The organism is Paenibacillus sp. 01L418 (assembly GCF_056400045.1).
The window spans coordinates 1-11,891 of the sequence record NZ_JBFTSN010000180.1 but is presented as its reverse complement, the minus strand read 5'-3'; the positions used below and the strand labels follow the sequence as shown (position 1 = coordinate 11,891).

Here is an 11,891-nt window from a genome sequence, read left to right as displayed (position 1 = left end):
GACTAACAAACAGCGCCAAGACCTCAAAAATGCGACACCTTCTCCGGAATATCAGGAGAAGGTGTCGCATTTTTGCTTATCGCTTTGGGGGCTCACAAAAACCTTAAGTTCTTCAGTGGCCTCCATATTGGGAGGCCTCTTTTTTAGCACTAATAGTGCTACTTCTGTTGCATGAATCCAGAAACAATAACATCTAACGGACGTGTAAGAAGAGAATATAAAATAGCAGCTTCCTCTTGGCGGTTCAGAACTTTCTTAGAAGCGTAATTGAAAACACCTTTCTCTGGCTCTTGAACCTCTGGTCCATAGATGCCGAGCTTAACGATCATCTTAACAGCTGGCAGCGCCCATTTATCAGTCTCACCGGAGAGCTTAACCGACTCAAACAACTCTGCTGGATACTGCTGAGAGAAAACGCGCCACATCATAACAGCCGCTTCTTGGCGAGTAATACTGCGATCCGGCTCAAACAGATTCGTTGTTGTACCTTTGACCAGGCCCAGCTCATACGCTTGCTGAACAAAAGCAGCGGCCGAATGGCCTTCCAAATCCGTAAATACAAGTTCTTCCGTACTGCTTCCTTTTAATCCGCTAATCTCCATAAGATGCTTAACAAATTGTCCCCGAGTGACTGATTGCTCAGCATTAAATTTCTCATCCTCAATATCGGAGTAGTGCCCTAATGTTTTCAGCGTATAAATTGCCTTCTCATAAGGGTGGTCTTTCGCAATATCAGCAAACAAGGTTGGCGCTTTATGTTTCATCCCATAGCCGAGCGGATTCAGATACGGCTCCTTAAAGTAAAGCACTTCATCGCCTGACCCTATCGCAAATGCCGTGAATTTACCCGTAAGGCTATCTACAAATAGATTTTTATCTWCTTGTTTAAGTGCACGCGGTCCAAGGAAAGCATCTGATATCATCAAGCTGCCTTTGCCATCWGCTTCTATTGATGTATTTAGTTGTGCAAGACGAAGGTCAGTATAAATGCCCGTGAATTTATTTAATGAATCACTCGTACTCGGCGTGAATGCGTCGAACTTGGCAGGTGCAGCATATGCCGGAAAAAACGAATGAATAAACGCCTGATAGAAGAAATCACGGAGAGGGCCTATTTTGTTGTAAGTAATGAATACTCCCGTCTTTTGTTCCGGAATAAGGAACATAAGCGAGCTAGTGCCCACAATATCTCCAAACTTGGCTATCACGGAAGAACTGCTTCCCGCCCCAGGAAGCTGAATAGGTGCCTCAAATCCATAAGTAGTGTTCGGCAGCAATGAATGAATCGAAGAGCGATACGTTTTCATCTGATCAAAGGTTACTTGCTTAAGAATGCTGCCGGATTCTGATGAACCGCCATTCRGGAAAGCAATCATAAACTTGCTTATGTCCTCAGCAGTAGAGAACATTCCCCCTTGCGGCATTACAGTAGGAGTAACTGCATATAGTTCATGTTTGCCGTTTGCAGCGTCGTACTCCGAAACTAGATTTTCTGTAAGTTTTTTATCAAGTAAAAAACGGCTTGAATCCATTTTCAGCGGCTTAAATATATTCTGTTCCATGTAATCGTTAAAAGGTAAACCGCTGACTTTTTGTACGATCAATCCAATCAGCATCGACGCAAAGTTATCGTACATGTAGGCGCTGCCCGGCTCCCGAACAACAGAAGGCATATGCCCCCGAACATAGTCTTCAATTTCAACTACTTTCCCGAAGTCGGTATGTATATCCTCTGGCTGCGGATCACGTATTTCAAAACCCGTCGTATGCGTAAGTAAATGCTCAATCGTAACCGGCTTGCCGAACGGGTTATCGAACTTCAAATCCTTCACATACTTGGTGAAATCGTCTTGAAGAGAAATATTCCCCTGCTCTACAAGCTGCATAACCGCGGCTGCCGTAAAGGTCTTGGACACTGACGCGATGCGAAACACGCTTGAAGCAGGGTCAATCGGCTTTTTTGTTTCCAGGTCTGCAAAGCCATATCCTCGCTGCGCTACCGTTTTCCCATCCTTCACAATAACGACAGAAGCTCCTACATATTGCGATTTGATTTGTTCCGTTGCAAAAAAATCGTTTAAAAAAGTTGTCGCATTTTCAACATTTAACGCTTTTGGAGCAGGCGCAGCACTCGGTTCCACGGGAGCCGCATAGACGGCTGGAGCCAGCAGGCTGACTGATAAAGCAGCAGTAAGAATCGTTTTGGTCCATAAAGAAGGCTTTCTAATACTAAATAGTCGTTTCAAACCAGCATCTTCTCCATTCGAATTCGTTTTTGACCGCCTATTAAATACGAATTTGGAAGATGATTAGTTTCAAAATTATCCCATAATAGATTGCTAAAAGGGGGCTTTAAGCAAGAAAAAAAATAGCGCCCAAGCACAAAAATCTGTGCTTGAAACGCTATTTTACATTCAATATTGCCGCTTTGATCAAGCCGGCTTCTCTGTTTGAACAGGGTCTTCCGCGTTTTCATCACGTTTCTTCCGCTTGCGGTTTCGCTTGGGCAAACGGCGATCAACGTTTTTTTTTAGGCCGTACAGCGCATATAGAAGCAGCGGTACAAACAAAATTTTGGATAAGTCATTTTTGAACAATAGACCTAATACGACAGATACAACAATAACAATAGGGACAACCCATACTGCGCTCTTAGGAATACCGACCTTTTTGAAATTCGGATATTTAATCGTACTAACCATAAGAATGGAAAGCACTACTGTGCTTGCAAGCAACACGGATACATAAATGTCATTTTGAAATAAAGCTAATGTCGCTAACACTCCGCCAGCCGCCGGTATCGGAAGACCGATAAAATAACCTGGCGCACTTGATATTACATTGAAACGAGCAAGCCGCAGTGCCCCGCAAATCGGGAACAATGCCGTTACGATCCAAGCCAAGGCTGGATTAAGATCTTGAAAAGCAACTACATACATAATAAATGCTGGAGCTACGCCAAACGAAATCACATCGGATAATGAGTCCAGCTCCTTACCGAATTCACTTTGAACGTTCAGCGCCCGAGCAACGCGTCCGTCAACACCATCAAGCAGCATGGCGATTAACACCATCATAGCCGCAGTATCTGGTTTTTCATTGAATACAAGAATGATGGCGATTACTCCTAGGAATAAGTTCCCCACCGTGAGAAGGCTCGGTATCGATTTTGTGATCATCTTTTCCACCTCTTCTCTACTATGCCCCAAAACCCTTAACGAATGTATCTCCACGTTATAGGACCACATTCAATCCATTGTATGGGATTTAAATTTGCCTGTCAATGAACATCTGCTCTTGTATCCGCTTTAGACCTTCCTTAATCGCACGTGCCCGCACCTCGCCAATACCTTCAACCTCATCCAATTCTTCAATTGTCGCCATCAGAATATGAGGCAATCGACCGAAGTTTTCAATCAAATTGTTCATAATAATGAGCGGCAATCTTGGAATTTTATTCAGCAGTCGATAACCGCGCGGTGACACGGATTCATCGTTCATGTTGCTCGTATGTGGATAACCGATCAAACGGATGATTGGCGGCGCATCCAGCAGCTCATCCGAGCTCAGCTTCTTCAGGCCTGCCCGAATTTCTCGTATTTTCTCATCCGAATTTTCTTTGGCATAATCCTTAAGTAAGTACCATGCATCCTCTTCAACTCCGCCAACGAGCTCATCCATTTGCATGCTGATGAGCCGTCCTTCCGTTCCAAGCTCATTTACATAACGCTTGATCTCCATCTTGATGCGCAGCACCATTTCAACACGTTGAATAACATGCGCTACTTCCTGAAGTGTAACGAGCTCTTCGAATTCAAGAGCTGAAAGATTCGTAAAGGATTGGCTAAGCACCGCTTTATATTTCTCGAGCGTTTGAATCGCTTGATTGGCCTTCGTCAAAATAACACCCATGTCCTTCAGCGAATAACGCAGATTGCCTTGATACAAAGTAATAATATTACGGCGCTGCGAGATGGATACAACAAGCTTGCCTGTCTGCTTTGCAACCCGCTCAGCTGTACGGTGCCGAATTCCCGTTTCGATCGACGGAATGGAGCTATTCGGTATAAGCTGCGTATTCGCATACAAAATTCGGCGCATATCCTCGCTCAAAATAATAGCTCCGTCCATTTTTGCAAGCTCATACAAATAGTTAGGCGAGAAATCGCAATTAATGGAGAAACCTCCGTCTACGACTTCCATTACTTCCGGGCTGTAGCCAACAACCAGCAACGCCCCCGTTTTCGCCCGAAGCACATTTTCAAGCCCATCCCGAAAAGGGGTGCCTGGTGCGACTAATTGCAATAATTGATTCATAATTTCAAGCTGTGTAGGTTCCTTCATCATCTGCCCCCCTATCCAAGCGCTGCCTTAAGTGCTTCCGACACTGTAGATACGCCAATAATTTCTATGCCTGCGGGTGGTTTCCACCCTTTTAAACTTTTCTCTGGCATTATGACACGTTTAAAACCTAGTTTCTCTGCTTCCTTCACCCTTTGCTCAGCACGCGATACCGCACGCACTTCTCCCGTCAATCCTACCTCACCAAATATAACGTCATACGGCTTCGTTGGCGCATCGCGAAAACTGGAGGCTATGCTGACCGCCGCTGCTAGATCGACTGYCGGCTCATCAAGCTTAACTCCGCCAGCTACGTTCAAGTAAGCATCCTGTGTTTGTAGAAACATGCCGTTCCGCTTCTCCAACACTGCGATAATGAGCGCCATTCGGTTATGGTCGATACCCGTTGACATTCTGCGCGGAGATGGAAAATTAGTTGTGGCCACAAGCGCCTGAAGCTCAACAAGCACAGGCCTGGTGCCTTCCATGCTTGCAACTACGGTTGACCCTGATACACCAAGCGGCCGCTCAGATAAAAACAGCTCAGAAGGATTCGAAACCTCTCGCAGTCCATCCTCGCCCATCTCGAAAATGCCAATCTCGTTCGTCGAGCCAAAGCGGTTTTTGACTGCCCTTAAAATTCTGTACGTATGATGGCGCTCCCCTTCAAAATAAAGAACACAATCCACCATATGCTCTAAAAGCCTTGGCCCCGCAATCGCGCCTTCCTTCGTAACATGGCCGACGAGCACCGTCGCAATTCCTTTAATTTTGGCCACTCGCATAAAGTGTGCCGTGCATTCTCGTACCTGCGATACACTTCCGGGAGCCGATTGAACATTTGGATCGTAGACGGTTTGAATGGAGTCAATAACGAGAAAATCCGGCTGGACTGATTCTATGGCATCGTTAATTTGCTCCATATTGGTTTCGCATAGTACATAAAGCGATTCCGTCAGCGCACCAAGTCGATCTGCCCTTAGCCTTGTTTGCCGCACGGACTCCTCCCCAGAAATATAGAGCACTTTCAATCCTTTCACCGCGAGCGCATGAGACGTTTGCAGCAACAGCGTTGATTTTCCGATTCCGGGATCTCCGCCGACAAGAATTAGCGAGCCTGGAACAACACCTCCGCCGAGCACTCGATTAAGCTCAAGCATCCTTGTTTCTATACGAGGCTCTTGCCCACTTTCTATATGTATGATGGACTGCGGCTTTTCTTTCGCATGAAACGACGACAATCCGACGCCCTTCGTTTTCACAACGGTTTCTTTCTCTTCCACCATCGAATTCCAAGCGTGGCAACCGGGACATTTCCCCAGCCATTTTGGCGATTCTGTTCCACATTCCGTACAAACAAATTTTGATTTAATTTTGGCCATTCTGTACTCCTTAAACGTTATGAACCAGCGTAAATGAATGATGCCAGCCCTAGCGATTGTGCTTAAAATCACACTACATAAAGTTTACCATTTTATCCTCCATGTATAAACCCACATTGTTAATGAAAAAAGGAGATAACCCACTTATTATTCGTTTCCCACAGCTAAGCTTATCCATTTCACGTCTTTTCATTGTTATCCACAGAATTACGAACAAGTTATCAACATTATCCACAACTCATCAACATATCCCCAAAGGCTTTTTCTATAAATACAACATAAAAAACGCCCTCGTTATCCACAGTGGATAAGAGAGCGAAAGATTAGTCACAACGCAGCATATTTATTAGAGCACCAAGTTATAAATAAATAGAATTAATGCTGCTTAAGCTCAATTCCAGCTTGCCGAGCAACTAACACACGATGCGTTGTCAATTGTGAGCCGAGCATCACGCTTTCCGTTTGCTGGCCTGCCTCACCCTGTTGTCCCCCGCCTCTATGAGCATGTGCTTGCCGAAAAGAATCACTGTTCACCCAGCCCTCAAAGGAAGCTTTGGTTTCCCAAGTCGTGCTTACTTTAAGCTCATCATATTCTTCTAAGCCTTCCGTTAACAACACTTCCATGCGCACAAAACCAGGAGATAAATCTATGCCTTTGGAGTTTTGAAATCTACTCGCCACCGTCTCCCCGTGGCCTTTTTTTACTTTTATCGTATTGGTGACAACTATCATCGTTGTTCCTCCATTCTATGTAACGCTATAGTCTTATTATACGATAATGATTATCATTGTCAATTTATTGTATTAATAAAAACTGTCCCGCAAGCAGCTATTCTGATTGCGGGACAGTTTACTATCATGCTTATTTTGTCGTGGATTCTTCTGGCTCTTGTTCGGAAATCGATTTGGTAACGGTTAGACCGCCATCCTTCTCATCGATTGTGAACGTATCGCCTTTTTGGATTTTACCCATCAACAAATCTTCGGACAAACGGTCTTCGATATGTTTTTGGATTGCCCGGCGAAGCGGACGAGCTCCATATTGTGGATCGTAGCCTTCCTTCGCAAGGAAAGTTTTTGCTGCATCCGTCAAGATGAAGTCAACTTCCTGCTCACGCAGACGCTTGCGCAGCTCATCCGACATGAGTGTAACGATTTGAGCAATATGCTCCTCGCCAAGCGAATGGAACACGATGCTTTCATCGATACGGTTCAAGAACTCCGGACGGAAGCTTTTCTTAAGCTCGCCAAGCACTTTATCCTTCATTTGCTGGAAGTCGCGTCCCGCATCCTGTACGGCTGTGAAACCGAGCGAGGAATTACGCTTGATTTGATCCGCTCCAACGTTAGAAGTCATAATAATCAGTGTGTTGCGGAAATCGACAACGCGGCCTTTGGAATCAGTCAAGCGACCATCCTCCAGCACCTGAAGCAATATGTTAAATACTTCAGGGTGAGCTTTCTCAATTTCATCTAGTAACACAACGGAATATGGCTTGCGGCGAACTTTCTCGGTTAACTGTCCGCCTTCTTCATAACCTACATAACCAGGAGGCGCTCCGACTAGACGGGATGTCGAATGTTTCTCCATATATTCCGACATGTCGATACGGATAACCGCATTTTCATCTCCGAACATCGCTTCTGCAAGTGCTCTGGCGAGCTCCGTTTTACCAACACCCGTTGGACCTAAGAAAATGAATGAACCAATTGGACGCTTCGGATCTTTCAAGCCGGCACGCGCACGACGAATCGCTCTGGATACCGACTTCACGGCATCATCTTGTCCAATGATGCGATCGTGAAGAATATCTTCCATTTTCAGAAGTCGTTCCGTCTCTTCTTCAGCCAGCTTGCTAACAGGAATACCCGTCCAGCTAGCTACAACCTGAGCAATATCCTCTGGTGTCACTTCAGAATCAGTACGGCCTTGTTTTTCTTTCCACTGGTTTTTGGTAATATCAAGCTCTTCGCGAATTTTTTGCTCCGTATCGCGAAGTGCTGCCGCTTTCTCGAATTCTTGGCTTTGAACCGCTGCATCCTTCTCCTTGCGGATATCTTCCAAACGGTTTTCAAGCTGCTTCAAGTTTGGCGGTACAGTGTAAGAATGCAAGCGTACCTTTGAACCGGCTTCATCGATAAGGTCAATCGCTTTATCTGGCAAGAACCGATCCGGAATGTAACGATCCGATAATTTAACTGCTTGCACGATAGCTTCATCCGTAATTTTCACACGGTGATGAGCTTCATAACGATCGCGTAAGCCGTATAAAATTTGAATCGCTTCTTCTGGAGATGGCTGATCTACCGTTATAGGTTGGAAACGACGTTCAAGCGCAGCATCTTTTTCAATATATTTGCGGTATTCATCAAGAGTAGTTGCACCGATACATTGTAGTTCACCACGTGCTAATGCAGGTTTCAAAATATTAGATGCATCGATTGCACCTTCTGCTCCGCCTGCGCCAATCAACGTATGAAGCTCATCGATGAATAGAATAATATTGCCCGCTTGGCGGATCTCATCCATGATTTTCTTCAACCGATCTTCAAACTCACCACGGTACTTTGTACCTGCAACTACGGAGCCCATATCCAGCGTCATGACACGCTTATCACGCAAAGTTTCGGGAATTTCATTCTCGATAATCTTCTGCGCAAGACCTTCGGCAATTGCTGTTTTACCGACGCCTGGTTCCCCGATTAGTACTGGATTGTTCTTCGTACGGCGGCTAAGCACTTGAATTACACGCTCAATTTCTTTGCTTCGGCCGATTACAGGATCCAGATTTCCTTCCTTCGCATAAGCAGTTAAATCTCTTGCAAGTCCATCGAGCGTAGGCGTGCTAACATTCGCTGGTGAACCGTGATTGCTTGAGACAGCTTCACTGCTGCCAAGAAGCTGAAGGACTTGTTGACGAGCCTTATTTAGGCTAATGCCAAGATTGTTGAGCACACGTGCCGCAACGCCTTCTCCTTCACGGATGAGACCAAGCAAAATATGCTCTGTGCCAACGTACGTATGTCCAAGCTTTCTTGCTTCATCCATCGAAAGCTCAATTACTTTTTTTGCGCGTGGCGTATAGGCAATGTTGTTAGGCTGCTCTTGACCGCGACCGATCAACGCCTCAACTTCATCTTGAATCTTTTCAAGCCCAAGTCCTAGTCCAATCAATGCTTTAGCCGCTATTCCTTCCCCTTCGCGAATAAGGCCTAGCAAAATATGCTCCGTACCAATATTGTTATGTCCGAGACGAACCGCTTCTTCTTGCGCCAATGCAAGCACCTTCTGTGCTCGCTCCGTGAATCTTCCAAACATCATATTTACGCACCCCCATGGCCTTTTTCACCACGCAATTGCTTGCGTATGAGTTCTGCTCTCCTGAAATCTCTCTGCTCTGGACTCATCTTCTCATCGAAGGTTTGTTGCAAAAATCCAGGCTGAGTCATGACCAAAAGTTCATTCAACACTTGTGGCGTTACATCTGATAAAATGCCAAGGTCTGCACCAAGCCGCACATCTGACAACCGCTGCGCAGCTTCCTTGGAATCCATAATTGAAGCATATGCTAAAATACCGTATGAGCGCTTCACGCGGTCCTCTGTCCTCAGCCGCGACTCATGCATAAGACGTTTGCGAGCCGCTTTCTCATGCTCGATGATTTGTCTTGCAACACCATAAAGATTTTCAATAATTTCATTCTCGGATTGCCCGAGCGTAATTTGGTTAGACACCTGAAATAAATTCCCAAGCGCTTCACTGCCTTCGCCGTACAAGCCTCTTACTGCCAAGCCTACCTGTGTAACAGCTGACAATATCCGATTGATTTGAGACGTTAAAACGAGTGCCGGCAAATGCATCATAACGGATGCCCTGATGCCTGTGCCCACATTCGTTGGACATGTCGTCAAATAACCGCGTTTCTCATCAAATGCATAATCAGCCGACTCTTCAAAAATATCGTCAATTCCGCTGGCCAATGCCCATGCCTCCTGGATTTGGAAACCTGGATACAGACATTGAATGCGCAAATGATCTTCTTCGTTAATCATTATGCTAACAGATTCATTATCGCTTAAAATAACGGCCCCGCATCGCGATTCGTTCGCTAAATTGGGACTGATTAAATGCTTTTCAACAAGCACCCTTTTATCAAGCTCGCTTAAATCTGACAAAACAATGGTCTCAAATGATCCAATTGACTGCAGCTTGCCGCTTTGGCTAACTTCAGTCAGCTGATCCATGACATCCTTAGATTGCTGATTTGTTGCAAGTAATGGAAAAGGCTGATGACGTAAATTCCGGGCTACTCGCACTCTGCTGCTAATGACAATTTCAGATTCAGGACCCGCGTCCTTCATCCATTCGCTGAGTGCATGCTGTGAGAATCGATGCTTAGTCAAGAGGTTCCTTCACTCCTTCTATGCCAGCCTACAGGTCTGCCATTTTGCGCTCTAATTCACGTATTCGATCACGCAGCTCAGCCGCGCTTTCAAATTCCTCTTGATCAATCTTCTCTTGCAGATCCCGCCTCAGCTGTTCAATCTCGCGCTTGCACTGGATTTGCCCGCCTGAGCGCTTAGGGATTTTACCGCTGTGTACGGTGCTGCTGTGAATACGTTTGAGAAGTGGATCAAGCTTACCTTCGAACGACTGATAACAAGAGCTGCAGCCGAATCGACCGATTTTGCTAAACTGTGTATAGGTCAGTCCACATTCCTCGCAGCGCAGCGCTGGCTGCTTAATGCCGGTAATCGTCGACCCGCCAAGCTGTTCGAAATCAAGAAGTCCCGATAGTAAGCTATGAATAGAAAAGCTATTCGGCGCGCCTGGAATGCCTTCGCCTTTCTCACGAGCACAGCTTTCACAAATATGAAATTCGGTCTTCTCGCCATTAATGATTTTTGTGAAATGAAGCGTAGCCGGTTTTTTACCGCAATCTTGGCAAAACAAGCCTGATCCCTCCTCCCGGTATAAACGGTTTGTCATTACTTAACCAGCAATGAGATAAGCATGGACCTTAACAACCTTGCCCGAATTTCATCCCTTAGCGGCAGCTTCAGTGCAATGGTATCGCGATGCACAGCCGCACGGAGTAGATTTCCCTCGCGCTTAGAGATAAGTCTTGCTTCCTCAAGCTGATAAATAAGCCCTTCCGCTGCACCTTGATCGACACATTCTCCAACCGTTTCTTCGATATGGAATTGAATCGCCTTTAATGCAGGAAGCTCAATCCGTTGTATTCGGATATAGCCTCCGCCGCCGCGCTTACTTTCAACCATGTATCCTTTCTCCATGGTAAATCGAGTACTAATTACATAGTTGATTTGCGACGGTACACAAGAAAATTTGTCAGCCAGGTCATTGCGTTGAATTTCTACTGCGCCCTCTGGACTTTCTTGAAGCATAAGCTTCAAGTACTGTTCGATGAGATCGGAAATGTTACGCAAACCACCAACCTCCCTGAGAAATAACCAATAAAACTAAAGTTGAAACATAGGTATTAATGAGGTCTTGCAATCAAATCAGAATATACACCGAATATTCGGACAACTGACTTTGACTTTCTTTGACCTTGATTTTATTATATGCAATTTCAGCAAAAGGTCAAGTGCTCGGTAAAATTGATTTTCCATTAGCTTGGTACGCTTGCATGCTGTTTATACATAGCCGGATTCATTTATATGATTAACGCTCATTTTCTGCATGCAAAAACAACAAAAAACCTATCGCATATTATGCGATAGGTCTCTCGTGCTTGGCGACGTCCTACTCTCCCAAGACCCTGCGGTCTAAGTACCATCGGCGCTGAAGGGCTTAACGGTCGTGTTCGGTATGGGAACGCGTGGTTCACCTCCGCCATCGCCACCAAACTGGATTTTTCGTTGAAATGCAGTCCTGAGTCTCCTCAGAAAAGATCCAACCAAAGTCCTTCAAGGTGTTTACGCCCTGAAAACTGGATACGAAAGATTAGGCTTGCTGAAGCCTTTATGCTGCTGTCTACTGGATGTATGGGTCACAGTAAACGTGTTTAGGATAAGCCCTCGACCGATTAGTATTCGTCAGCTACACACATTGCTGTGCTTCCACCCCGAACCTATCAACCTCGTCGTCTTCAAGGGGTCTTACATACTGGGAAATCTCATCTTGAGGGGGGCTTCACGCTT

At 45.5% G+C, this 11,891-nt stretch carries 9 protein-coding genes and 2 rRNA genes; all 11 read right to left on the bottom strand.

All coding sequences use genetic code 11. The annotated features are described in order from the left end of the window. Positions 1-158: 158 nt before the first annotated feature. Positions 159-2,246: a serine hydrolase gene (locus AC1DSE_RS19990; protein ID WP_477528079.1), complete on the bottom strand. Its 2,088-nt coding sequence runs from the start codon at positions 2,244-2,246 to the stop codon at positions 159-161. 186 nt (positions 2,247-2,432) lie between these two features. Further along, positions 2,433-3,179, bottom strand: coding sequence for a CDP-diacylglycerol--serine O-phosphatidyltransferase (pssA, locus tag AC1DSE_RS19985; protein ID WP_076271452.1), 747 nt, complete (start codon positions 3,177-3,179; stop codon positions 2,433-2,435). 88 nt (positions 3,180-3,267) lie between these two features. Continuing rightward, on the bottom strand, positions 3,268-4,344 hold the full coding sequence (disA, locus tag AC1DSE_RS19980; protein WP_076271453.1) for a DNA integrity scanning diadenylate cyclase DisA: 1,077 nt from the start codon (positions 4,342-4,344) through the stop codon (positions 3,268-3,270). Positions 4,345-4,355: 11 nt separating this feature from the next. Beyond that, complete coding sequence (gene radA / locus AC1DSE_RS19975; RefSeq protein ID WP_477528078.1) at positions 4,356-5,723, bottom strand: DNA repair protein RadA; 1,368 nt, start codon at positions 5,721-5,723, stop codon at positions 4,356-4,358. A 375-nt stretch (positions 5,724-6,098) separates the two neighbouring features. Beyond that, positions 6,099-6,455 carry an antibiotic biosynthesis monooxygenase gene (locus AC1DSE_RS19970; protein WP_076271455.1) on the bottom strand — a complete coding sequence of 119 codons (357 nt, stop codon included), beginning with the start codon at positions 6,453-6,455 and terminating at the stop codon, positions 6,099-6,101. Between the two features lie 130 nt (positions 6,456-6,585). Next, entirely contained in the window at positions 6,586-9,045 is a 2,460-nt protein-coding gene (gene clpC, locus AC1DSE_RS19965; RefSeq protein WP_441885579.1) for an ATP-dependent protease ATP-binding subunit ClpC, read from the bottom strand. A 2-nt stretch (positions 9,046-9,047) separates the two neighbouring features. After that, positions 9,048-10,127 (bottom strand): protein arginine kinase, encoded by a 1,080-nt coding sequence (locus AC1DSE_RS19960; RefSeq protein ID WP_339205305.1) that lies wholly within the window; start codon positions 10,125-10,127, stop codon positions 9,048-9,050. Between the two features lie 28 nt (positions 10,128-10,155). Next, positions 10,156-10,677, bottom strand: coding sequence for a UvrB/UvrC motif-containing protein (locus AC1DSE_RS19955; protein ID WP_076271458.1), 522 nt, complete (start codon positions 10,675-10,677; stop codon positions 10,156-10,158). A 35-nt stretch (positions 10,678-10,712) separates the two neighbouring features. After that, entirely contained in the window at positions 10,713-11,174 is a 462-nt protein-coding gene (locus AC1DSE_RS19950; RefSeq protein WP_054025359.1) for a CtsR family transcriptional regulator, read from the bottom strand. Positions 11,175-11,480: 306 nt separating this feature from the next. After that, a 5S ribosomal RNA gene (gene rrf, locus AC1DSE_RS19945) occupies positions 11,481-11,597 on the bottom strand. 159 nt (positions 11,598-11,756) lie between these two features. After that, positions 11,757-11,891 (bottom strand): 23S ribosomal RNA (locus AC1DSE_RS19940); the annotation flags it as partial.

What these genes read in the sequence shown, in the direction of transcription:
- AC1DSE_RS19970 (WP_076271455.1), bottom strand. Translation starts at nt 6,455, where the DNA reads ATGATAGTTGTCACCAATACGATAAAAGTAAAAAAAGGCCACGGGGAG.
- clpC (WP_441885579.1), bottom strand. Translation starts at nt 9,045, where the DNA reads ATGATGTTTGGAAGATTCACGGAGCGAGCACAGAAGGTGCTTGCATTG.
- disA (WP_076271453.1), bottom strand. Translation starts at nt 4,344, where the DNA reads ATGAAGGAACCTACACAGCTTGAAATTATGAATCAATTATTGCAATTA.
- pssA (WP_076271452.1), bottom strand. Translation starts at nt 3,179, where the DNA reads ATGATCACAAAATCGATACCGAGCCTTCTCACGGTGGGGAACTTATTC.